20 protein-coding genes are annotated in these 21,321 nt (G+C 66.5%); 5 read left to right on the top strand and 15 right to left on the bottom strand.

The window, feature by feature from the left end; genetic code table 11:
* Positions 1-224: 224 nt before the first annotated feature.
* From AC1DEZ_RS07010 to AC1DEZ_RS07025, 4 genes are all read right to left on the bottom strand, one after another.
* Positions 225-674, bottom strand: coding sequence for a hypothetical protein (locus AC1DEZ_RS07010; protein ID WP_476779176.1), 450 nt, complete (start codon positions 672-674; stop codon positions 225-227).
* Between the two features lie 199 nt (positions 675-873).
* Complete coding sequence (locus tag AC1DEZ_RS07015; protein ID WP_441513066.1) at positions 874-1,362, bottom strand: hypothetical protein; 489 nt, start codon at positions 1,360-1,362, stop codon at positions 874-876.
* The gene (locus tag AC1DEZ_RS07020) at positions 1,349-1,705 is read right to left on the bottom strand and encodes a rod-binding protein (protein ID WP_441513065.1); all 357 of its coding nucleotides are present in this window, start codon (positions 1,703-1,705) and stop codon (positions 1,349-1,351) included. The genes AC1DEZ_RS07015 and AC1DEZ_RS07020 overlap by 14 nt, the downstream gene beginning before the upstream one ends.
* Positions 1,705-2,814 carry a flagellar basal body P-ring protein FlgI gene (locus AC1DEZ_RS07025; RefSeq protein WP_441513091.1) on the bottom strand — a complete coding sequence of 370 codons (1,110 nt, stop codon included), beginning with the start codon at positions 2,812-2,814 and terminating at the stop codon, positions 1,705-1,707. The genes AC1DEZ_RS07020 and AC1DEZ_RS07025 overlap by 1 nt, the downstream gene beginning before the upstream one ends.
* A gap of 347 nt (positions 2,815-3,161) precedes the next feature.
* Between AC1DEZ_RS07025 and AC1DEZ_RS07030 the strand changes: the two genes are divergently transcribed.
* Positions 3,162-3,569, top strand: a complete 408-nt coding sequence (locus AC1DEZ_RS07030) for a flagellar assembly protein FliX (RefSeq protein WP_441513064.1) — start codon at positions 3,162-3,164, stop codon at positions 3,567-3,569.
* 51 nt (positions 3,570-3,620) lie between these two features.
* Here the strand turns inward: AC1DEZ_RS07030 and AC1DEZ_RS07035 are convergent, their stop codons facing one another.
* The 4 genes from AC1DEZ_RS07035 to AC1DEZ_RS07050 form a co-directional block, all read right to left on the bottom strand.
* Positions 3,621-4,793 carry an alpha/beta fold hydrolase gene (locus tag AC1DEZ_RS07035; protein WP_476779177.1) on the bottom strand — a complete coding sequence of 391 codons (1,173 nt, stop codon included), beginning with the start codon at positions 4,791-4,793 and terminating at the stop codon, positions 3,621-3,623.
* A gap of 105 nt (positions 4,794-4,898) precedes the next feature.
* Positions 4,899-5,444 carry a 2,4'-dihydroxyacetophenone dioxygenase family protein gene (locus AC1DEZ_RS07040; protein WP_476779178.1) on the bottom strand — a complete coding sequence of 182 codons (546 nt, stop codon included), beginning with the start codon at positions 5,442-5,444 and terminating at the stop codon, positions 4,899-4,901.
* Positions 5,445-5,533: 89 nt separating this feature from the next.
* Entirely contained in the window at positions 5,534-6,271 is a 738-nt protein-coding gene (locus AC1DEZ_RS07045) for an SDR family NAD(P)-dependent oxidoreductase (RefSeq protein WP_476779179.1), read from the bottom strand.
* Between the two features lie 78 nt (positions 6,272-6,349).
* Positions 6,350-7,165: a hypothetical protein gene (locus AC1DEZ_RS07050; protein ID WP_476779180.1), complete on the bottom strand. Its 816-nt coding sequence runs from the start codon at positions 7,163-7,165 to the stop codon at positions 6,350-6,352.
* 215 nt (positions 7,166-7,380) lie between these two features.
* Between AC1DEZ_RS07050 and AC1DEZ_RS07055 the strand changes: the two genes are divergently transcribed.
* Positions 7,381-8,595: an NADP-dependent isocitrate dehydrogenase gene (locus tag AC1DEZ_RS07055; RefSeq protein WP_441513059.1), complete on the top strand. Its 1,215-nt coding sequence runs from the start codon at positions 7,381-7,383 to the stop codon at positions 8,593-8,595.
* A 180-nt stretch (positions 8,596-8,775) separates the two neighbouring features.
* Here AC1DEZ_RS07055 and AC1DEZ_RS07060 read toward each other — a convergent pair whose 3' ends face one another.
* Positions 8,776-9,579 (bottom strand): LssY C-terminal domain-containing protein, encoded by an 804-nt coding sequence (locus AC1DEZ_RS07060; protein WP_476779181.1) that lies wholly within the window; start codon positions 9,577-9,579, stop codon positions 8,776-8,778.
* A gap of 211 nt (positions 9,580-9,790) precedes the next feature.
* Here AC1DEZ_RS07060 and AC1DEZ_RS07065 point away from each other — a divergent pair, with 211 nt between their 5' ends.
* Both AC1DEZ_RS07065 and AC1DEZ_RS07070 read left to right on the top strand, forming a co-directional pair.
* On the top strand, positions 9,791-10,252 hold the full coding sequence (locus AC1DEZ_RS07065) for a cupin domain-containing protein (RefSeq protein ID WP_476779182.1): 462 nt from the start codon (positions 9,791-9,793) through the stop codon (positions 10,250-10,252).
* Between the two features lie 48 nt (positions 10,253-10,300).
* Positions 10,301-10,489: a hypothetical protein gene (locus AC1DEZ_RS07070; RefSeq protein ID WP_055728979.1), complete on the top strand. Its 189-nt coding sequence runs from the start codon at positions 10,301-10,303 to the stop codon at positions 10,487-10,489.
* A gap of 48 nt (positions 10,490-10,537) precedes the next feature.
* Here the strand turns inward: AC1DEZ_RS07070 and AC1DEZ_RS07075 are convergent, their stop codons facing one another.
* From AC1DEZ_RS07075 to recA, 3 genes are all read right to left on the bottom strand, one after another.
* Positions 10,538-11,179, bottom strand: coding sequence for a hypothetical protein (locus AC1DEZ_RS07075; RefSeq protein WP_476779183.1), 642 nt, complete (start codon positions 11,177-11,179; stop codon positions 10,538-10,540).
* Entirely contained in the window at positions 11,180-13,822 is a 2,643-nt protein-coding gene (gene alaS, locus AC1DEZ_RS07080) for an alanine--tRNA ligase (RefSeq protein ID WP_476779184.1), read from the bottom strand.
* A 186-nt stretch (positions 13,823-14,008) separates the two neighbouring features.
* Complete coding sequence (recA, locus tag AC1DEZ_RS07085) at positions 14,009-15,094, bottom strand: recombinase RecA (protein WP_441513055.1); 1,086 nt, start codon at positions 15,092-15,094, stop codon at positions 14,009-14,011.
* Positions 15,095-15,379: 285 nt separating this feature from the next.
* On the opposite strand from recA, the gene AC1DEZ_RS07090 reads away from it, so the two are divergent.
* Positions 15,380-16,693: an MFS transporter gene (locus AC1DEZ_RS07090; protein ID WP_476779185.1), complete on the top strand. Its 1,314-nt coding sequence runs from the start codon at positions 15,380-15,382 to the stop codon at positions 16,691-16,693.
* 182 nt (positions 16,694-16,875) lie between these two features.
* Here AC1DEZ_RS07090 and cckA read toward each other — a convergent pair whose 3' ends face one another.
* From cckA to fliR, 3 genes are all read right to left on the bottom strand, one after another.
* Positions 16,876-19,377, bottom strand: a complete 2,502-nt coding sequence (cckA, locus tag AC1DEZ_RS07095; protein WP_476779186.1) for a cell cycle histidine kinase CckA — start codon at positions 19,375-19,377, stop codon at positions 16,876-16,878.
* Between the two features lie 71 nt (positions 19,378-19,448).
* Positions 19,449-20,516 (bottom strand): flagellar biosynthesis protein FlhB, encoded by a 1,068-nt coding sequence (gene flhB / locus AC1DEZ_RS07100; RefSeq protein WP_476779187.1) that lies wholly within the window; start codon positions 20,514-20,516, stop codon positions 19,449-19,451.
* A 6-nt stretch (positions 20,517-20,522) separates the two neighbouring features.
* Complete coding sequence (gene fliR, locus AC1DEZ_RS07105; RefSeq protein WP_441513051.1) at positions 20,523-21,281, bottom strand: flagellar biosynthetic protein FliR; 759 nt, start codon at positions 21,279-21,281, stop codon at positions 20,523-20,525.
* Positions 21,282-21,321 lie beyond the last annotated feature (40 nt).

A 21,321-nucleotide genomic window follows, 5' to 3' on the forward strand; every position in this document is an offset into this window, starting at 1 on the left:
GGGCCGTTCTGGCCAGGACGAGGCGACCCTGGCGCGCCAGCCCGTAACAACCGGTAAATTTCCCTCGGCAAATTGAGCGCAAGGCAGCGCTCGTCGGGCCATGGTTAAGCGCCTGCTAACGGCCACGCGGCCTTTGACGTGGGCGACATGGCCGACGCAAAAAGAACGCCCGCACGGAGCGCGGGCGGGATGCAGATTGCTGCTGGAACGGAAGGGCAGAGCCGTCAGGCAGTGCGCTCGACCTGATGACGCTCTTCTTCGGCCTCGCGTGCCCGCTCGGTGAGTTCGCGCGAATAGGCCCGCAGCTTCAGAAGTGTTTCGTCGGGTAGCTGGGAGACCGTCTCGCCGGTCTCGCGATCCTTCTTCTGCAGAACGATCGCCCGGGTCTTCGGGTCGATGACGAGCCTGCGCTCCACGGTTTCGTCGACCGTGCGATTGGCGGTGCGGCCGTTCCGGTCATTGACGAAGGCACGACGTTCGCCGTTTGCGCGGCTCTGCGCGTCGCGGGCTTCCGCACGGACCTCGACATTCACCGCTGCGCCGGCGGAGGCGGATTGGACGGTCTTCTCGGGCGGCAGGTCGACCGCGACGCTGCCCGGCTGGGCGGTGACGTCGGCGCGGGTGACCGGTGCGGCGGTCGGCGCCACGATCCTGGGTGCGTTGCCGAATTCCATGACCACTCCTTCTGGAGCTGTTCGCGGCGCCGTTGCGCCGGTCTCGCCGATTGCCGGGGGCAGGGCACACCTGGCCGACTCTGCCCAAGATGACAGAAAAGATTGAATCTGCCGTTAGGGATTTAGGTAAATATTGAGGGTTTCCGGCGCAGCCGCGCCGGATTTGCAAGACAGGCCGCCGCCTTGAGCGGACCGCCGCTCACAGGCTCCGCGAAACGACGAGCGGGCCGGAGTTGGGCCGGGCGAAGGCGCCGGCGCCGACGGAGGCCGCGGGCCCGTAACCATTCGCGCGCATCGGCCTGTTGGCGTCGGCGGCGAGGTCGCGGATGACGGATTCCGAGACGGCGCGAGCTGTCGCCAGCACGATCTGGTTGGTCTCGATCAGGTTCTGAAAGGCGAGATGGGCGTCCTTCAGGCGCTTGACCTGATCGGGCACGAAGCGCGCGAGCGCGACGGCGTTGAGCTTCACCTGTTCGACGCCGCGCATATAGATGCCGGCGAGCTCGGTCTTGCGGGGCTCGCGGCTCATCGCCTCCGGCAGGCGGCCGGCGCGGACGAGTTCGGTCTCCTCGCCGACGAGATGCGACAGCGCACCGAGAGCTTCCAGCACGGCCTCGATCAGCGCACGCGCCGTCAGCGCATCGGCGACGCGCGGCCGCTCGTCCAGGATCAGATTAGCCGCCGACATTCGTCGCTCCGGACGCGGACTGCTCCTGAAGGCTGATCAGATCGCGCAGGATCTGGTCGGAGAGGCCGACGCCGCCCGCCTTCTGGATCTGCTTGGCGTATTGCTGGCTGAGCTGAGAGCGCCAGATGCCGCCGCCGGTGCCGTTCTCGCCAAGCGGGCCTTCGGTGCCTTCGCTCGCGGTCAGGCGATCGGTCATCTGCTCGAGAAACATCGTCTCGAAGTCATCGGCCTGCTTCTTGAGCTTGGCCTTGGCTGGATCGAGCGCCTCGGCGATGCCACTGGCGACCTTGCCGGCGATGCCGAGCGCCAGATTGGCTGCGGGGAGGGCGAGAGCGGCGGTCATCACATCACCTCGATTTCGGCCTGCAGGGCGCCTGCCGACTTGATGGCCTGGAGAATGGAGATCAGGTCGCGCGGCCCGATGCCGAGCGCGTTGAGCCCGTCGACGAGCTCGGCCAGGGTCACGCTTTCCTTGACCAGAGCGAGCTTGTTGCCGCCGCCGGTGTCGACCTTGACGCTGGTCTGCGGTGTCACCACGGTCCGACCGCGGGCGAATTCATTGGGCTGGCTGACCTGCGGCGTCTCGCTGATCGTGACCGTGAGGTTGCCCTGCGCCACCGCGACGGTGGAGACGCGCACATCCTTGCCCATCACGATGATGCCGGAGCGCTCGTCGATGACGATGCGGGCAAGCTGGTCGGGCTCGACGCGCAGCTGCTCGATATCGGTCAGCAGCCGGATCATGTTGCCCTTGAAGCGCGGCGGAATCTGCAGCACGACGGTCGAGGGATCGGTGGGCTCGGCGGAGTCGCCACCGACGAAGTCGTTGATCGCTGCGGCCATGCGACGCGCGGTCGTCAGGTCGGGATTGCGCAGCGACAGCCGCAGGGTCGAGAGCTTGTTCAGCGCGAAGTCGATCTCGCGCTCGACGACACCGCCATTGGCGATGCGGCCGACGGTCGGCACGCCGCGGGTGATCTTGCTCGCCTCGCCCTCGGCCGAAAAGCCGGAGATCGCGACCGGTCCCTGCGAGACGGCATAGACCTCGCCATCGGCGCCGAGGAGCGGGGTGACGAGCAGCGTGCCGCCCTGGAGCGATTTGGAGTCGCCCATGGCGGAAACGGTGACGTCGACGCGGGTGCCCTGCGTGGAGAAGGGCGGCAGGTTGGCGGTCACCATCACCGCGGCGACGTTGGCGGTGCGCATATTGGCGCCGCGCGTGTTGACGCCGAGGCGCTCGAGCATCGCCTGCAGAGACTGCTTGGTGAAGGGCGTGTTGTTCAGCGTGTCGCCGGTGCCGTTGAGGCCGACGACGATGCCGTAGCCGAGCAGCTGGTTGGTGCGCACGCCCTCGATCGCGGCGAGATCCTTGATGCGCGAGAGGGCGAACACCGGCTGTGACGACAAGCCGATCGCCACGGCCAGCAGAGCGGCCAGCGGCTTCAGCAGCATCGTCAGGGCGGAGTTGCGGAACATGCTGCGGCACCAGGGGGCAGTTTCAAGTCCACAGGCCCTTGCGAGGGGCGTGCCAGCCGGACTGAAATCGAAAAGCCTTGTTTGTCAGCCATTTGGAGCTATGCGCCATCCTCGGTCACGGTCCATGGAGGCTGCGGTTCCTGCCGGGGCGGCAGTTTCTGCCGGGTAGTTTACCGGTTGTTAACCACGCCGGGCGAGTTTCAGGTCACTCTGGTTCGCCGCGCGCCCTGATCGGGCGCATGGTGGCGATCCATCCGTTTGTTGCATCGGATTCGCCCGAAAAGCGGCTTCCACTTTTCGGCCCGATGCTAGCGAGGCCGCCGATGATCAGGATCGACCAGCGCGCGCCCGTTTCGAATGCCGGCCCGGCCAGTTCCGCGAGGCGCTCGAGCGGCGCTTCCTTCGCGCTTCCAACACAGGATTCCGCCTCCACCGCCCGCAGCGGCGGCGTCGGGTCGACCGGCCCGCTCGATACGCTGCTGGCGGTGCAAGCGGAGGAAGATACCCAGGACCGCAAACGCCGGCAGGCGCGGCGCGGACATGACCTGCTTGACGGGCTCGACCGGCTGAAGGCCGCGCTGCTCGCCGGCCGGGTGCTGCCTTCCGAGCTGGAGCGGCTGCGCACGATGCTGGCGCTTCGGCGCGAGACGACCGACGATCCGCGCCTGGACGAGGTGCTCGCTCATATCGAGCTGCGTGCCGCTGTGGAACTCGCCAAGCTCGGCCGGTAGCGGGCTCCGCCGGATCGCCCGAGACGGGCCATCGCGGCGGAACGCAAATCCTTATTTCGGCTGGGTGCAGTCGTTCGGTGGCGGTGCGCCGTTGAAGCGCTGTTCCATCCAGTCGACCGCCGCTGCGGCACTGTCCTCGGCGGCCGGTAGGTGGCCTACCCCCTGTAGTGCCTCGAACCGCACCGCACTCCCGGCAGCGCAAAGCTTGTCTGCATAGTTGCGCGTGACCTGCGGTCTGACCAGCGTGTCCTCCGTGCCCTGCGCCAGAAAGACCGGGATGCCGCGCGGCACGAGACCGGGCGAGTTCCGGTCGAGCAGCGAATGCCAGGGCTGGCGGGCGGCAAAGTCTTCGTCGATGAGGAATTTGCGCTCCAGCGCCTTGGTCGGGCGCAACCGGCTCAGGATGTCGGGCAGGCTTTCGATGCAGTCCGCGGCGAGCACGTCGACGACCGGGATCGCCTGCTCGTAGATGATCTTCGTCAGGGGGGCCTTGTAGACGCGTGTCCACGACCAGAGGGTCATCGCGGTCAGATTGCGGCCGCCATCGGTGTCGATGTCGTCGGCCAGGAGCGGGCCGAGCTCGGTCGCAGGCGCGGCGGCAGCGACGCCGACCAGATTGAGTTCGGGGGCCAGGCGTTTCGCCAGAATGCCGGTGAACAGCGCCGCGTGTCCCCCCTGCGAATGACCCCAGACGGCGAAGCGTCGCCCGGCGGAGGCGCCGGCAAGTTGACGGGCTGCCCGCACCGAGTCGATCACGGACCGGCCCTCGCTCTCACCGACCAGATAGGGATGCGTCCCCGGCGCGCCGAGGCCCGGATAGTCCGTCGCCGCGACGATGTATCCGCGCGCAATCATCGCACGCAGGCCCTGGATGGACTGGAAGATATCGCCGGCGCGCGACGGCCCGCATTGCGGCTGGACGCCGGTCGTCGGATGCGCCCAGGCCACGATCGGACGGCCTCCCGGCGGAACGGGGCCTGACGGGACGATCGCAACGCCGGACACGGCGATCGGCTTTCCGTCGAGCCCGAGCGAGCGATAGAGCATCCGATAGGCGGTCGCGCCCTCCGGCGTTCCTTTGAGGATTTCCGTACGTATCACCGTTCCGGGGCGCCCTCCGGCGATTTCGGCGGTCGTCGGCGTGTAGAAATCCGATTGTGCCCCGGCCGGAGAGGTGGAGAAGGCAGCCGACATCCAGATCAGCAGGGTGATGACGAGCCGCATAAGTGTTTCTCCGGGGAGCAGGCGCAGACTTCAGCGTCCGGTGACTAGCCCAGATATCGTTTAGCAATTGCTTCTGCGGGGAGCTCAGATCGGCGCCCGGCCCCGTTACCGGATGAACTGGTCCACGTATTCAGCGCCCAGCCCATTGCCCGCATAATGCGCCCTGCATTTGTCGATGCGGGTGAAGACGTCGTCGTAGCCGAGGCATTTGCCGTCCGGATCGACATAGATCATCGCGCCGTTCACCTGGAACATCGTGATCATCTCCTCGACATCGGGATCGACCACCAGCGTATGGGTTTCGCCGGGAGCCTCGTAGACATAGGCGCCTTCGGTCGCGACCCAGTCATGCTCGAGATAGCGCCACTTGCCCTTGAGCACGTAGCCATGGACGGGCAGGGGGTGGCGGTGGCGCGAGAGCACGCCGGCGCGGCGGACCTTGAGCAGGTTCATCCAGTAGCCGCGCGAGGTGCAAAGGAGCAGGGGGCGGAACCAGACATTGTCGTCCACCGGCACCCAGACGCGCTCGTCGGTGGGGATCACATTAGGGACGATCAGCTCCGGCGGCGATTCCTTCGGTTGCGGGTGGCGATAGGGCGTCCAGCGCTCTTCCTGCGTGGCCGCAACGGGGATCGGGCTCGTCGTGTTCATGGCGTCTCTCCCGTGCTGATGTTCTGATTCAAGTGGTGCGCAATCTGATTCAGGTTTCCGGCCCAAGTTGCTGAACCGGAATCGCTTTTCTAGACGGCAAGGTAGCCGCCATCGACAGGCAGGATGGCGCCGGTGACGAACTGCGCCGCATCGGACAGCAGGAAGGCGATGGCGCCGCCGACATCGCCGGGCTTGCCCCAGCGGCCCATTGGCGTGCGGGCGAGGATCGGCGCCGAGCGCTCGGCATCCTCGACCAGCGGGCGCGTCAGTTCCGTCTCGATCCAGCCCGGTGCGACGGCGTTGACGCGGATGCCGTCCGGCGCCCAGGCGGCTCCGAGCGATTTGGTGAGCTGGCCGATGCCGCCCTTGGAGGCCGCATAGCCCGGGGCGAAGGGCGAGCCGTGGAAAGTCAGCATCGAGGCGATGTTGACGATGGCGCCGCCGGCCTTGTCCGCGCCCTTGGCGGCGAGCTTGTCCCTGGCGGCGAGGCACATCCGCATCGTGCCGGTGAGATTCACCTCGATGGTCAGGCGGAAGGCGTCGATCTCGAATTCCTTGCCGCCGCGCTGGATCATGCCGGCGCAGTTCACCAGCGCGTCGAGGCGCGGGCAGGTCGCGACAATGGCCGCGACCTGATCGTCGCGGGTGACGTCGAGCCGGGCATGGCGGATGGCGGGATGGCCCGACGCCGCCGCGACCTCCTCGTCGGTCAGGCCGGTGGCGAGAACCTCATAGCCGGCCTGGGCCAAGGCGAGGGCGGCGCCAGCGCCGATGCCGCGCGTGCCGCCGGTGACAAGAGCGAATTTGGTCGAAGTCGATTGTGTCATGAGCCGAAGGCTAGTGCGGCCTTCGGCAAGGGGAAAGGCGGCCCGGCGCGGGCCGCCATGCAATGACGGTCGGATCGGTTACTGCAGCTGGTATTTGAGGGAGAGCATGGCCCGTCCGAGCGTCTCGTAGTCGGAGGCGACCAGCGGCAGCTTGCGCGCCAGCGTCACGTCAAAGGATGTCTGCCAGGGCAGGTCGGCGAATTTGGCGAGATCCACCGAGAGCTTCATCTCCGGCGTCAGGGCGGTATGAAGGCCATCGCCCGGCGCAAACACGTAGTTGCCGGCCATGGCGAGCTGGGAAGTCAGCGTCAGATGCGGCAGCAGTTCCTGGCGATAGCCGATGAGGGCCTCGCCGGTCTGCTCGGGGTTGCCGTAGAGCGAGCCGCCGCCGCCGGTGGAAAGGCCCCAGATGAAGCCCGTTCCGGCGGATACGGGCTGGGCGAGCCGCCAGTTGACCCGGGCGTCGCGCGTCGCGCCGGCGCTGGCGGGGTCGGAGAGCGTGGTCGAGAGCGAGAAGACCTCCTTGCCCAGCTTGAAGCCGACCGCGCGGTCCTGGGCGGCACTCATCATGTCCTGCCGTGCGGCGAAGCCGTCGCGGATGATGTCGACGGGTATCGGCGCCCTGGCGCGCAGATGGGCGCCCGATGCGGCATTGGCACGGCCGATCGCCGCGAGCGTCGGATTGAACACGACTGCGTCGGCATTGTCGCCGGCCGGCAGCAGAGCTTCCATCTCCGCGGCATCCGGGTCCTGCAGAGCCGCGCGCGGGATGGGCAGTTGGATGGCACCCTCCGGCATCACCTCCTGGGCCGCGGCGGGCGCGGGAGAAAGAGATGCGGCAAGAAGGAGCGCCGCCGGTGCCGCGGCAGTACCGTTGAAATTGAAGCGGAACACGTCGTTCGTCCTGTCGCTATGACGAGCGGCAGGTCAGGCTAGGTGGGGAAGGTGCCGATTTTGCGGCAATGCAACATAATCGCGCCGTTGCCCGGTTGCCCGAAAGCCGCGCTTCCCCCGCCGCTCCGAACCCGCTAGGAAGCGACCCAGCCGCGGACGGTGGCGGAAAGCCGCAGTTTCGGATCGTTCTATCTGGAGAGAGCAGGGGTTATCGCATGAGCAAGATCAAGGTCGCCAACCCGATCGTCGACATGGACGGCGACGAGATGACCCGGATCATCTGGCAGAAGATCAAGGACACGCTGATCTTCCCCTATCTCGACCTCGAGCTCGACTATTACGACCTCTCCGTCGAGAACCGCGACGCCACCAACGACCAGGTCACGATCGACGCGGCCAACGCCACGAAGAAGCATGGCGTCGCCGTGAAGTGCGCGACCATCACGCCGGACGAGGCCCGCGTGAAGGAGTTCAACCTCAAGGAGATGTGGAAGTCGCCGAACGGCACGATCCGCAACATCCTCGGCGGCGTGATCTTCCGCGAGCCGATCATCTGCAAGAACGTGCCGCGCCTCGTGCCGGGCTGGACCCAGCCGATCGTCATCGGCCGCCATGCCTATGGCGACCAATATCGCGCGACCGATTTCAAGTTCCCGGGCAAGGGCACTCTCTCGATCAAATTCGTCGGCGAGGACGGCAACGTCATCGAGAAGGAGGTCTTCAAGGCCCCCGAGGCCGGCGTCGCCATGGCGATGTACAATCTCGACGAGTCGATCCGCGACTTCGCCCGCGCCTCGCTGAACTATGGCCTGATGCGCAAGTATCCGGTCTATCTTTCGACCAAGAACACCATCCTCAAGACCTATGACGGCCGCTTCAAGGACATCTTCCAGGAGATCTACGAGAAGGAGTTCAAGGCCGAATTCGACAAGCTCGGCATCACCTACGAGCACCGCCTGATCGACGACATGGTCGCCTCGGCAATGAAGTGGTCGGGCGGCTATGTCTGGGCCTGCAAGAACTACGATGGCGACGTGCAGTCCGACACCGTGGCGCAGGGCTTCGGCTCGCTCGGCCTGATGACCTCCGTGCTGATGACGCCGGACGGCAAGACCGTCGAGGCCGAGGCCGCCCACGGCACGGTGACCCGCCACTACCGCGAGCATCAGAAGGGCCGGGAGACCTCGACCAACTCGATCGCCTCGATCTTCGCCTGGACGCGTGGCCTCGCCCACCGTGCCAAGCTCGACAACAACGCCGAGCTCGCGAAGTTCGCCTCGCTGCTCGAGAAGGTCACGGTCGACACCGTCGAGGCCGGCGACATGACCAAGGACCTCGCGCTGCTGGTCGGCGCCGAGCAGAAGTGGCTCTCGACCACCGGCTTCCTCGAGAAGGTCAGCGAGAACATGAAAAAGGCGATGGCCGCCTGAGGCGCGCCCTCCCGCGAAAGTCGCGAAGCCCGGCCGAAAGGCCGGGCTTTTTCCATTGGCGGCACGAAACGAGTCCGTCGCCGCACATGTTTTGGGATGGCTGGATTCGCCGGCCTCGCAGGTTCCGATCCGGCAGCGGGCGCGCGCCCACGAGGTCGTCTCTCAGCGTGAAGCCCGGGATCAATCTGCGATTGCGTCGCCGACGCCGTGCCAGATTTGATCCTTGAGCGCGATGAGCGGGGGCGCGGGAATCCTCACAGGCGGCTCCATTCGCCTGGTGCCATCGATTACCAAAGTGGCGATGTAGATCTCCCCATCGGTGTAATAGGGGTCGCCTTCACCATTCCGGCCGAACAAGGTCGGGCCCACCCCGGAAATCTGGAAGAAGTTCTGGACCATGCCGGCCTTGCCGAGATCACGCATCAGCATGTCACGCTCGGCGTCGATGTTGGGTGCAATGTGGTGCGTCACCTGGCCGGTATCGTGGCTGAAGCCGACGCCCCGGTCGAAAGTGACGGAGCCCAGCCAGACCGGCCGCCCATCACTTCCCTTCTCGAGGACCATCCAGAACCGGACGTGGTGTCGGCGGTCGGCGCTCGTACCCTCCGGCTTTTCGAATGCAAGCTGCTCTTTTTTGCCCTCATAGTACAGCGGACTGACAGGCGCGTCGTGATAGGGCCGGTCGAGCGCCACGCTGCCTACAATCTCGATGCTCGTCCGCAAGGTAATCGGGTCGGCCGGATACCAGCCGGCCGCATGCATGGCACGCAGAGCGTCGTCCCTGCTGCCGACGAAGCCAACATTGAGCGCGTCGCCGGGGATACCGCTCGCGGTACGTGTTACCATGGGCAAGGAGGCGAGGCCCGGCTCATGCTCATGGTGACGCCACAGAAGGGGCAGTATGAGATAAGCAAGAAGCAGGTAGGCGACGAGCGCACCTGCCAGGACGATCCACCACCGTCGCCTGCTCGCGATCTGACCCATTTCCGACATCGATTCGATTGCGGTCGCCTCTGCGGGGCTTCCGGAGATTCCCCCGCCTGTGCAGCCTAATCCGCCGCAAAGGACGCTGGCTATTGTCCCTTGGTGTCCTTTGTCCCCTTCGTTGAAAGCTTTGCGCGACAGATGGAACGGCCCAGTTCATCGGACGTTGTTGATCGCCGGCGCGATGCGCCCGCGCCGCCGGAGGTCATCCATGCCAAAGATCGATCTCGCCGTTGTTCCGGAGGTCCGGGGCTCGGGCTATCCGGCGCCGTTCAATGCGCCCTGCGCCGGGCGCCTGCGGCAGCGGCTCGGCGAGGCCGGAGGCTTGAAGGATTTCGGGGTCAATCTGATGCGTGTGCCGCCGGGCGGCTGGTCCTCGCAGCGACATTGGCACTCGCATGAGGACGAGTTCGTCTATGTGGTGGCGGGCGAGCTCGTGCTCGTCGAGGATGCGGGCGAGACACTGCTGCGTGCCGGCGAGTGCGCCGCCTTTCCCAAGAACAGCGGTGATGGCCACCATCTGATCAATCGTACGGATGCGATGGCGGTTTATCTCGAGATGGGCTGGCGCTGGCCAGCCGACGTGACCACTTGCTCCGATATCGATATGATGAGCGCCAATGCGGATGGGCGCTTCGTCCACGAGAATGGCGACCCCTATCCCGCAGGCTAGGGGCGCGGACTGTCGTTGTAAGAAGACTGGCCGATACGGAGAGCTGGGATGCCTGAGAACGCTTCGCAGATGGAGCTTGATGAGCGGATTGCCATTGCTCGGAGGAACATCGCCGAGTTGATGGAACAGGCGACGGGCGTGTCGGGCGCCGCCGCCGAGGAGCGTCTGGCGACGCGGCTCAATGAGCAGCAGGATCTGCTCAACGAACTGCTCAAGAAACGCGAAGCGATGGGCTGAGACGTTCGCCGCGCATTCCTGCTCGCAGGTGCGCGGCGGTCGTCCCGATCACTCCACGACGACGGGATGGCGGGCGAGAATGCGCAGCCCGCTGACAGGCGCGTTCATGACATAGCGGAGCTCGTATGGGCCGGATTGTTCCGGCGCTTCGAGCACGGCTTCGACATTCTCCGCCGGAAAGAACCGCGGGCCTTCGGCCTCGACGGGGGAGTCGGCCGGAACCAGCACGACACGATCCTGATCACCGTTCGGCCCGATGCCGCGCACCGGCAGCGCCTGGCCGCGGCCGACGCGGGCGGGCGCGGCTAGCGTCGCGCTGGGCTCGGTGGTGACAAGCGGCTGGCGCAGCAGGATCGCAGGCGCGCCGTCCTTCGCGACGGTGAGGCGCAGCTCATAGATTCCGGCGAGGCCGGGAGTCGGCAGGGCGGGAACCGTGTTGCGCGGCTCGACGACGACGATGGCGCTGCTGGCGGCATCATCGGGCCGGGCGATCGCGAGGCGCGCACCCTGCGGCGCCCGGGTGAGGAAGACACTCAGCGGCGCGCCGGCCATGATCGTCCGCGCGGCCGACATGCCGGGCTCGGTCGGAGGAGCCGGCTTCTTCTGCGCCAAAGCGGCCGCCGGCCAGAAGCCGACAGCCAGGAGGAGGCCGCGGCGGGAGAGCGCCTGGCCTGTCCCGCCGACCGTCATTCAGCCCATCGCAGCCGCGACGGCGTCGAGCGCGGCCTGCGCCTTGCTGCCGTCCGGCCCGCCGGCCTGGGCCATGTCGCGGCGACCGCCGCCGCCCTTGCCGCCAAGCTGCTCGGAGGCCGCGCGGACCAGCGCGACCGCGTCGAAACGCTCGGTCAGATCGGGCGTGACGCCGACGACGACGCCGGCCTTGCCGTCATCGGCGACGCCGACGATGGCGACGACGCCGGAGCCGACGCGCGCCTTGGCTTCGTCGGCGAGGCTCTTCAAATCCTTCATCTCGATGCCGGTAACGGCGCGCGCCAGCAGCTTGGCGCCGGCGATCTCACGCACCGGATCCTCGGCCGCGCCGCCGCCGCCCATGGCGAGCTTCTTGCGGGCTTCGGTGAGCTCGCGGTCGAGCTTGCGGCGCTCTTCGATGAGCGCGGCGAGGCGGTTGCCGGCCTCGGTTGCCGGCACCTTGAGGAGGCTCGCCAACCCTTCGAGCAAGCGCGATTCCTCGTTGAGGCGCAGCCGGGCTCCGTTGCCGGTCATCGCTTCGAGACGGCGCACGCCGGCCGCGACGGCGCCCTCGCCGACAATGCTGACAAGGCCGATATCGCCCGTGCGGGCAGCGTGGGTGCCGCCGCAAAGCTCGACCGAATAGGCGCGTCCGGCGGGATTCGTGCCCATCGCGACGACGCGGACTTCGTCACCGTACTTCTCGCCGAAGAGGGCGCGGGCGCCGGAGGCGATGGCCTCGTCGACGCTCATCAGACGGGTCGTCACCGGCTCGTTCTTCAGCACGATGGCGTTGGCGATCTCCTCGACCTCGCGCAGTTCCTCCTCGCTGATCGGCTTGGGATGCGAGAAGTCGAAGCGCAGACGATCGGGCGAGACCAGTGAGCCCTTCTGCGCGACGTGGTCGCCGAGGACGAGGCGCAGCGCCTCGTGCAGCAGGTGGGTCGCCGAATGGTTGGCGCGGATCGCGGTGCGGCGCTCGCGGTCGACGATCAGCTCGACCGGTTGGCCGAGCTGCAATTCGCCTTCCTTGACCGTGACGGCATGGGCGAAGACATCGCCGAGCTTCTTCTGGACGTCCGTGACCTCGGCGACCGTGTCGGCGCCGCGGACGAGACCGGCATCGCCGACCTGACCGCCGGACTCGCCGTAGAACGGCGTCTGGTTGACCAGCATGAAGCCGCTCTCGCCGGCCTTCAGCGACGGGACTTCGGCGTTGTCGCGGATCAGGGCGGTGACCACGCCCTCGGCCGTCTCGGTGTCGTAGCCGAGGAACTCGGTGGCTCCGAGCTTGTCGCGCAATGGGAACCAGAGCGTCTCGGTCGCAGCCTCGCCGGAGCCGGACCAGGCGGCACGCGCCTTGGCCTTCTGCTGCTGCATGGCGGCATCGAAGCCCTCGGTATCGACTGTGATCTCGCGGGCGCGCAGCGCGTCCTGCGTCAGGTCGAGCGGGAAGCCGTAGGTGTCGTAGAGCGTGAAGGCGACGTCGCCCTTGAGGCTCTGGCCGGCAGTAAGATCCTTCGAGGCGTCGTCGAGCAGGGTGAGGCCGCGCGCCAGCGTGGTGCGGAAGCGGGTTTCCTCGAGCTTCAGCGTCTCGGTGATCAGCGCCTCAGCGCGCAGCAATTCGGGATAGGCGCGGCCCATCTCGCGGGTCAGAGCCGGGACGAGCTTGTAGAGCAGCGGCTCCTTGGCGCCGAGGAGCTGCGCATGGCGCATGCCACGGCGCATGATCCGGCGCAGGACGTAGCCGCGGCCCTCGTTGGAGGGCAGCACGCCGTCGGCGATCAGGAAGGCGGAGCAGCGCAGATGGTCGGCGATGACGCGGTGGCTCGCCTTCATCGGCCCATCTGCATCGACGGAGGTCAGGTCGGCGATGGCGCTGATCAGGGCGCGGAACAAATCGATATTGTAGTTGTCATGCGTGCCCTGGAGCACGGCGGCGATGCGCTCCAGCCCCATGCCGGTGTCGATCGAGGGGCGGGGCAGATTGGTGCGGATGCCACCTGCAGCCTCCTCGTATTGCATGAACACGAGGTTCCAGATCTCGATGAAGCGGTCGCCGTCTTCCTCGGGAGAGCCGGGCGGGCCGCCCCAGATATGGTCGCCGTGATCGAAGAAGATCTCGGAGCAAGGGCCGCAGGGGCCGGTGTCGCCCATGCGCCAGAAATTCGCCGAGGTCGGGATGCGGATGATCTTGTCGTCGGTCAGGCCGGCGATCTTCTTCCACAGGCCATGGGCCTCGTCGTCCTCGGAATAGACGGTAACGAGGAGCTTATCCTTCGGCAGGCCGAATTCGCGCGTGACCAGCGTCCAGGCGTGATGGATCGCCTGTTCCTTGAAATAGTCGCCGAAGGAGAAGTTCCCCAGCATCTCGAAGAAGGTGTGGTGGCGCGCGGTGTAGCCGACATTGTCGAGGTCGTTGTGCTTGCCGCCGGCGCGCACGCATTTCTGGGAGGTGGTGGCGCGCGAATAGGGACGCTTCTCCTGCCCGGTGAAGACGTTCTTGAACTGCACCATGCCCGAATTGGCGAACATCAGCGTTGGGTCGTTGCGCGGTACGAGCGGGCTCGACGGCACGACTTCATGGCCGTTGGACTTGAAGTAGTCGAGGAAGGTCGACCGGATATCGTTGACGCCGCTCATCGCTGTTTGCGCTTCTCAACTCGGGCAGGGGCCGGGCAGGTCCGGCAGGAAGGTCCGGTTCTAGTCAGGCGGCCCGCCCCTGTCCAGAAAGCTTGACGCAGCGCACACCCTGCAAGGCTTTATTCTCAAACGAAAAGGGCGGCCCGAAGGCCGCCCTTGCATCGTTCCGCGCCAGAGCAGTCCGGCTCAGGCCTCGCCCTCGTCGAGATCGTCGTCGGTCGGGTTCGCCTGGTCGAGGATGCGGTCGGCGACGAGGCCGGAGTTCTGCCGGATCGTGGCCTCGATCTTCGCGGCGAGATCGGGGTTGTTCTTGAGGAAGGTCTTGGCGTTCTCGCGGCCCTGGCCAAGACGCTGGCTGTCGAAGGAGAACCAGGCGCCCGACTTCTCGACCATGCCTGCCTTGACGCCGAGGTCGATCAGCTCGCCGACCTTCGAGATGCCCTCGCCGAACATGATGTCGAACTCGACCTGCTTGAAGGGCGGCGCGACCTTGTTCTTCACGACCTTGACGCGGACCTGGTTGCCGGTCGCCTCGTCCCGCTCCTTCAGCGTCGAGACGCGGCGGATGTCGAGGCGCACGGAGGCGTAGAACTTGAGCGCGTTGCCGCCGGTGGTGGTCTCAGGCGAGCCGTACATCACGCCGATCTTCATGCGGATCTGGTTGATGAAGATCACCATGCAATTCGAGCGCGAGATCGAGGCCGTGAGCTTGCGCAGCGCCTGGCTCATCAGGCGAGCCTGCAGGCCAGGTTGGACATCGCCCATCTCGCCTTCGATTTCGGCGCGGGGCGTGAGCGCTGCGACGGAATCGACCACGAGCACATCGATCGCCCCGGAGCGGACGAGGGTGTCGGTGATCTCGAGCGCCTGTTCGCCGGTGTCGGGCTGGGAGATCAGCAGGTCGTCGAGATTGACGCCGAGCTTGCGGGCATAGACCGGATCGAGCGCATGTTCGGCATCGACGAAGGCGCAGACGCCGCCCTTCTTCTGCGCCTCGGCGATGGTGTGCAGCGCCAGCGTCGTCTTGCCCGAGGATTCAGGCCCGTAGATCTCGATGACGCGGCCCTTGGGCAGGCCGCCGACACCCAGCGCGATGTCGAGGCCAAGCGAGCCCGTCGAGATCGTCTCGATCTCGATCGCCTGCGGGTTCTTGCCGAGCCGCATGATCGAACCCTTGCCGAAGGCGCGTTCGATCTGGGAGAGCGCTGCATCGAGCGCCTTGGCCTTGTCCATCGAGGAGCCTTCCACAAGTCTGAGGTTTGCCTGATTCACAGTTCGGGCTCCTTATGGCAGGGCCAAGGGGACATCTCAATCAGTCTTGACAACAGAATGATCACTCTTTGTTCCCGCCAGCAAGTTCTTTTTTTGTTCTGTATGTCAGCTTGTGTCAGGAGAGGCAATTTGAGCCTCCCGTCATGCCATTTTATCATGCGGTATTTCTTGTGGCCCTCATCGTATGCGATTGGTGCATGGCTGGCCGCTGCGTTTCCCATCCCGGCGCCTGCCGTTTCCTGTTATTGCGCGGGGAATCTCCATTTGTTTTCGAAAGTTGCCAACGTGTCCTCCGCCCCCGCCCAAACGGCCCCGAACTCGCCGCGACGCATCCTGCTGGCGAGCCTGATCGGCACGACGATCGAGTTCTTCGACTTCTATATCTATGCGACGGCCGCGGTGATCGTGTTCCCGAAGCTGTTCTTCCCGGGCGGCGATCCGACCACCGCCATGCTCCAGTCCTTCGCGACCTTCGCGATCGCCTTCTTCGCGCGGCCGATCGGCGCCGCCATCTTCGGCCATTTCGGCGATCGCATCGGCCGCAAGGCGACGCTCGTCGCCGCGCTGATTACGATGGGGCTCTCGACCGTGGCCATCGGCCTGCTGCCAACCTATGCCGCGGTCGGCGTGCTCGCGCCGCTGCTGCTGGCGCTCTGCCGGCTTGGGCAGGGGCTCGGCCTCGGGGGCGAGTGGGGCGGGGCGGTGCTGCTCGCGACTGAGAATGCCCCTCCCGGCAAATCGGCCTGGTACGGCATGTTCCCGCAACTCGGCGCGCCTGTGGGCTTCATCCTCGCGACCGGCAGCTTCCTCGCGCTCGACGCGCTGCTGACCGATGAGCAGTTCTTCAGCTTCGGCTGGCGCATCCCGTTCATCGCCAGCGCATTGCTCGTCTTCATGGGGCTCTATGTCCGCCTCCGGATCAGCGAAACTCCTGCTTTCCGCAAGGCGATGGAGAAGCACGAACGGGTGCGCGTGCCCTTCGTCAGCGTCTTCGCCGAGCACAAGCTCGCGCTGCTCTGCGGCACTTTCGCGGCGCTCGCGACCTTCGTGCTGTTCTACCTGATGACCGTGTTCTCGCTGAGCTGGGGCACGACGAAGCTCGGTTTTTCGCGCGATCAGTTCCTGCCGCTGCAGATGATCGGGGTCGTGTTCTTCGGCCTGACCATTCCGGTCTCGGCCGTGCTGGCCGATCGCTTCGGGCGCCGGCAGACCCTGTTGGCGACGACGCTGGGCATTGCCGTTTTCGGCTTCGTGCTGGCGCCACTCTTCGGCTCGGGCAGCACCCTCGGCGTGCTCGCCTTCTTCGTCGTCGGGCTGTCGCTGATGGGCTTCACCTACGGGCCGCTGGGCACGGCGCTGGCGGAGATGTTCCCGACCTCCGTTCGCTATACCGGCGCCTCACTCACCTTCAATCTCGGCGGGATCGTCGGCGCCTCGCTCGCTCCTTACGTCGCGACCTGGCTCGCGACCGAGAAGGGCCTGCCCTTCGTCGGCTATTATCTCAGCCTCTCGGCCGCGATCACGATCCTGGCACTGATCGGGGTGAGCGCGCTGGTTTCGCGGGAGGGCGGGGATGTCGGCGCGGCTGCGGCGCGCTGAGGGGGGGCTTTGCGTCATGGTCGGGCTTGTCCCGACCATCCACGTCTGCGCTGGGCAAGCGTCGTGTTCAAGACGTGGATGCTCTCCACAAGGGCGAGGATGACGACGTCCGGAACATCGTCGCGCTCGTCGATCCTGGGCTCAGGCCACCGGCCTGCTCCGGAGATGACGACACGGCTCCTTCAGCCCATCGCCGCCTTCACCGTCTCGACGAGCTGCTTCATCGTGAAGGGCTTGGGCAGGAAGTGAAAGTCCTCGCCCTCGGGCAGGTTCTTGCGGAAAGCCTCCTCGGCATAGCCGGAGACGAAGACGACCTTGGTGTTCGGGTTGCGCTTGCGCAACTCGCCCAGCAAGGTCGGGCCATCCATCTCGGGCATGACCACGTCGGAAACGACGAGGTCGATCTGGCCGTCGTTCTTGAGGAAGAGATCGAGCGCCTCGACGCCGGAGGCGGCTTCGTGGACGGTGTAGCCGCGCGAAACCAGCATGCGCGCGTTCAGCGCGCGCACCGCGTCCTCGTCCTCTACCAGCAGAATGATGCCGGCGCCGGTGTGGTCGGCGGCGAGCTTCTTGGGCGCTTCCTTGGCCGCGGCCTCGGCGGCGATTTCCTCCTGGCTCGGGACATGGCGCGGCAGGAAGATCTGGAAGGCCGTGCCCTTGCCGACGGTGGAATCGACGAAGACATAGCCGCCGGTCTGCTTGACGATGCCGTAGACCATCGAGAGGCCGAGGCCGGTGCCCTTGCCGACCTCCTTGGTGGTGAAGAAGGGCTCGAAGATCTTGTCGAGATGCTCCTGCGGGATGCCGGTTCCGCTGTCCTCGACTTCGAGCAGCACGTAGTCGTCGGCGGGCAGGGCGGCGTGGCTGAAGCTCACGCAGTCCTCGCGGGCAACGTTGCGGGTTCGCACCGTCAGCTTGCCGCCGTCCGGCATGGCGTCGCGGGCGTTGACGGCGAGGTTGACGATGACCTGCTCGAGCTGGCCAAGATCGGCCTTGACCGGCCAGAGGTCGCGGCCCTGCCGCACGTCGAGCGTCACCTTGTCGGCGACGACGCGCTTCAGCATCAGCGACAGGTCGGAGAGCACCTCGCCGAGTTCCAGCACCTGCGGACGCAGGGTCTGGCGGCGCGAGAAGGCGAGCAGTTGCCGGACCAGCGCGGCGGCGCGGTAGGCGTTCTGCTTGATCTGCATGATGTCCGGGAAGGACGGGTCGGTCGGCCGATGGCTCGCGAGGAGGAACTCGGAGGCGTTGATGATGACCTGCAGCACGTTGTTGAAGTCGTGCGCGATGCCGCCGGCGAGCTGGCCGACGGCCTGCATCTTGCCCGCCTGGTCCATGTTGTCGCGCAGCTTGCGCTCGGCCGTGGTCTCCAGCGCATAGACGATGGCACGCTCGCCGTCGCCGTCCTCTGAGGCCGAAACCGGGGTGAGGTAGAGCTTGGCCGAGCGGCCATCCTCGCCGGAGAGGGAGAGATCCAGCGGGCTCACCGTGGCGCTGCCCTCAACAACCTCGGCCAGGGAGCGATCCAGACCGGAATCGGGCGTGACGAGATCGTGGATCGTGCGGGGCTGCGTGCCGGATGGGGCAAGCCGGGCGAAGGCGGCGTTCGAGCGCAGGATGGCGCCGCTCTTGTCGACGGTGGCGATCGCCATCGGCGTCGAGTGGAAGAAGCGGGCGAAGCGGACCTCGGCATCGCTGCCGCGATCGGCGCCGGCTTCGCCTGGGGCACGGTTGAGGACCAGCGTGCGGGAGGGGCCGGCGCGGCCGTCCTGCCCGAAAGCGACCTGATGATGCAGCCGCACCGGCAGCGGATTGCCGTTGCGGCGCTTCAGATCGACGTCGAGGACCTCGACGCGGACATCGCCGGGCTGGCCGCGGATGGCCTGGATCAGCGCGGCGGCGGCGGGCGTGCAGATGTCGTCGAGTTGCAGGCCGCCGGAGCCGAAGCGGGCAAGGTCGAAATCGAGCCAGCTCGACAGCGTGGCGTTGAGATAGGAGACCTCGCCGTCGGCGTCGATCGAGATGAAGCCGGCCGGTGCGTGGTCGAGATAGTCGATCGCGTGCTGCAGCTCCTGGAAGGCGTTCTCCTGCCGCTCGCGCTCGGGCGTGATGTCGGCGACCGACCAGAGCGTGGCATTGCCGGTCTCGCGCCGCACCGGCGTGACCCGCACGCGGTACCAGCCGACCGCACCGCGCCCGCTCAGCGCCGGTTCGAGACGCACCTCCTCGACCAGGCGGCGGTTCTCGCGGGCGGCCGCGGCGAGCCGGTAGATCGCCTCCGAGACGTCGGCGCGGCCGGTCAACAGACGCCCGACCGGCTTGAGGTCGTTCGCGCCCGTGGCGCCCGCCAGCACCAGATAGGCCTCGTTGGCGTAGACGATCTCGTTCTCGCCCTCCGTGACGACGATGCCCTCATCGGCGCCGTCGACGATCGTCTTGGTGAGGTCGTTGCGGGCGGCACGGCCGGAGAACTGGACGAGGCCGATGGCGAAGGCGAAGAGGCCGAAGACGCCCACGACCGAGAGCAGGGCCAGCAATCCGAGGATGAGCGGCTGCGCCCATTCATTGGCGAGGAAGCCGAGCGCGATGGCGGCGCCGACGAGCAGGCCCGCAACCAGCAGGATGATGCCGATATGGCCGGGCTTGTCGGAGCGATCGATCGTGGTCGCCGTGGTGCCGCTCATGCGGTGAAGTCCGTTCGCTGCTGGGCCGCACCGGGAACGCTGCGGCCATCCTTCTTCGCATCGTCGCCGAGTTAGGCGCGCCGGCCCTTCAGGCGCAAGACGTAACCGATGACTTCGGCGACCGCCTGATAGTGTTCGACAGGAATTTCTTGGTCGATGTCGACCGTCGCGTAAAGCGCGCGCGCCAGCGGCGGGTTCTCGATGATCGGCACGCGGTGTTCGCCGGCGACTTCGCGGATCTTGAGGGCCATGGTGTCGACGCCTTTCGCCAGGCAGAGCGGCGCAGCCATGCCGGGCTCGTATTGCAGGGCTACGGCGAAGTGGGTCGGGTTCGTGATGATCACCGTCGCCTTCGGTACTGCGGCCATCATGCGCTTGCGCACGCGCTGGGCGCGGATCTGGCGCAGCTTCGCCTTGACCTCGGGATTGCCTTCGGAGTTCTTGAACTCCTCCTTGATCTCCTGCTTCGTCATCTTCTGGCGCTGGTACCAGCTGAAGCGCTGCCAGGCGAAATCGCCGATGGCGACGATGGCGAAGAGGGCGAGCACCGCGCCCATCAGCTTGATGGCGAGCGAGAGCGTCGCGGGCATCAGGGCCGACACATTCATCTGCACGAAGGCCTCGAGCCTGTCGTGCTGATTCCAGAGCGTGATCCAGACCACGGTGCCGATCAGCGTGGTCTTGGCGAGGCCCTTGGCGAAATTGATCCAGGCCTCCTTGCCGAACATGCGCTTGGCGCCCGCCATCGGGGAGATGCGATTGAATTTCGGCATCAGCGGCTCGAAGGTCCAGAGCGGCTTGTGCTGCAGCACGGCGCCAGCGAGCCCGGCGCAAAGGATGAAGGCGAAAGGCAGGCCGAGCGCCATGAAGCCGGTTAACACGCCCTGCCGCGTGACCTGCATGAAGGCAGCGCCGTCCGGCGGCACCTGATGGGCATTCATCAGGAAGGAACGCAGTGACAACATCGCGTCGCGGGCCGACCAGCCGGCCGCGACCAGCAGGGCCAGCGTGAAGCCGCTGAGCACGAAGAAGGTGCCGATCTCCTGCGATCGGGGTATGTCGCCTTTCTCGGTGGCCTCGTCCAGCTTGCGCTGGGTCGGGTCCTCTGTCCTGTCCTCGTTCTCGGTATCTTCGGCCATCGCGCGTCAGCCTCCCGTGAACTGGCGCAGGAACGCGCCGAGATCGTTGAGGAAGACGCTCATCATCACGCCGACGACGACGAGCAGGACAAGCATTCCGCCGAGGATCGAGGCCGGCACGGCGAGAAAGAAGACCTGAAGCTGCGGCATCATCCGTGCGAGCACGCCGAGCCCTAGATTGAACAGCAGGCCGAAGACGAGGAAGGGCGCGGAGATCTGCACGGCGAGCGAGAAGCCGCGCGCCGCCGACTGAACCGCGAGCGTCAGGATATCCGGCATCTCGGGCACGCCGCCCGGCGGCAGCAGGCGATAGCTTTCATGGATCGCCGCGATGGCGATGTGGTGCAGATCGGTCGTCAGGATCAGCGTGGTCCCGAGCATGGTCAGGAAGTTGCCGATCGATGGGTTCTGCAGGCCGCCGGTCGGATCGACCGTCATCGCGAAGCCCAGGCCCATGCTCTGGGCTACGAGCGTGCCGGCCGTCTGTAGGCAGGCCATCACCAGTCGCGCGCAGACGCCGATGATCAGGCCGATGAGCAATTCGCCGATGAGCAGCGCGACGATGCCGGAGACGTCGGGCGGGATGCGCAGGGAGGGGCGGGCCACGGGCACGATCATCAGGGCGATGAAGAAGGCGAGCGACAGCCGCGAGCGCGAAAAGATGAAGCGCTCGCCGATGCCGGGCATCAGCATGACGAGCGTGCCGACGCGCGCGAAGACGAGCACGAAAAGGGCGCTGATCTCGGGCAGGATCGCGATCTGCATCGTGCCGCGGGCACCTTTACGCCAAGAACTGCACGCCGGC

Source organism: Allobosea sp. 10L422 (assembly GCF_056395345.1).

Coding starts and splice junctions, on each gene's coding strand:
- alaS (WP_476779184.1), bottom strand. CDS start 13,822: ATGAGCGGCGTCAACGATATCCGGTCGACCTTCCTCGACTACTTCAAG.
- AC1DEZ_RS07015 (WP_441513066.1), bottom strand. CDS start 1,362: ATGTCGGCGGCTAATCTGATCCTGGACGAGCGGCCGCGCGTCGCCGAT.
- AC1DEZ_RS07065 (WP_476779182.1), top strand. CDS start 9,791: ATGCCAAAGATCGATCTCGCCGTTGTTCCGGAGGTCCGGGGCTCGGGC.
- AC1DEZ_RS07070 (WP_055728979.1), top strand. CDS start 10,301: ATGCCTGAGAACGCTTCGCAGATGGAGCTTGATGAGCGGATTGCCATT.
- AC1DEZ_RS07010 (WP_476779176.1), bottom strand. CDS start 674: ATGGAATTCGGCAACGCACCCAGGATCGTGGCGCCGACCGCCGCACCG.
- flhB (WP_476779187.1), bottom strand. CDS start 20,516: ATGGCCGAAGATACCGAGAACGAGGACAGGACAGAGGACCCGACCCAG.
- AC1DEZ_RS07035 (WP_476779177.1), bottom strand. CDS start 4,793: ATGCGGCTCGTCATCACCCTGCTGATCTGGATGTCGGCTGCCTTCTCC.
- AC1DEZ_RS07045 (WP_476779179.1), bottom strand. CDS start 6,271: ATGACACAATCGACTTCGACCAAATTCGCTCTTGTCACCGGCGGCACG.
- AC1DEZ_RS07055 (WP_441513059.1), top strand. CDS start 7,381: ATGAGCAAGATCAAGGTCGCCAACCCGATCGTCGACATGGACGGCGAC.
- AC1DEZ_RS07020 (WP_441513065.1), bottom strand. CDS start 1,705: ATGACCGCCGCTCTCGCCCTCCCCGCAGCCAATCTGGCGCTCGGCATC.
- AC1DEZ_RS07040 (WP_476779178.1), bottom strand. CDS start 5,444: ATGAACACGACGAGCCCGATCCCCGTTGCGGCCACGCAGGAAGAGCGC.
- AC1DEZ_RS07030 (WP_441513064.1), top strand. CDS start 3,162: ATGATCAGGATCGACCAGCGCGCGCCCGTTTCGAATGCCGGCCCGGCC.
- AC1DEZ_RS07060 (WP_476779181.1), bottom strand. CDS start 9,579: ATGGGTCAGATCGCGAGCAGGCGACGGTGGTGGATCGTCCTGGCAGGT.
- AC1DEZ_RS07025 (WP_441513091.1), bottom strand. CDS start 2,814: ATGCTGCTGAAGCCGCTGGCCGCTCTGCTGGCCGTGGCGATCGGCTTG.
- cckA (WP_476779186.1), bottom strand. CDS start 19,377: ATGAGCGGCACCACGGCGACCACGATCGATCGCTCCGACAAGCCCGGC.
- fliR (WP_441513051.1), bottom strand. CDS start 21,281: ATGCAGATCGCGATCCTGCCCGAGATCAGCGCCCTTTTCGTGCTCGTC.
- AC1DEZ_RS07075 (WP_476779183.1), bottom strand. CDS start 11,179: ATGACGGTCGGCGGGACAGGCCAGGCGCTCTCCCGCCGCGGCCTCCTC.